The sequence below is a fragment of the Arthrobacter sp. CMU6 genome (genome assembly GCF_059090205.1).
The window spans coordinates 1-403 of the sequence record NZ_JBNHFL010000107.1 but is presented as its reverse complement, the minus strand read 5'-3'; the positions used below and the strand labels follow the sequence as shown (position 1 = coordinate 403).

The following is a 403-nucleotide window of genomic DNA, read 5'->3' as shown; positions in this document are numbered from 1 at the left end:
ACCACGGTCCCGCCCCGGGCCGCGCCCTGAACCGCGGAGGCCAGGCCGTGGTGGTTCCCGGAGGACTCGATCACGATATCGGCCTGGACCGCGGCGATCGCGTCCGTGTCGGTGGCGTGCAGGACCTCGTCCGCGCCCACCGCCGCGGCGATCTCCAGCGGTTTGGCGTGCATGTCGACCGCGACGATCCGGGCCGCGCCGGCGCGTTTGAGGACCGCGACCGCCAGCGCCCCGATCGGGCCGGACCCGATCACCAGCGCGGTTTTGCCGGCCACGTCCCCGGCCCGGGACACCGCATGCCAGGCAACACTGGCCGGCTCGATCAACGCCGCCGTGCGCAAATCCAGGCTGTCCGGCAGGGGCCGGAGCATCCTGGCCGGCAGGTTCACGTACCGGCTGAACG

1 protein-coding gene is annotated in these 403 nt (G+C 73.4%); it reads right to left on the bottom strand.

From position 1 onward, the window contains the following. Positions 1-403, bottom strand: a 403-nt coding sequence (locus tag AC5RWD_RS23270; protein WP_494022276.1) for a zinc-binding dehydrogenase, incomplete at both ends; no start/stop codon positions are given.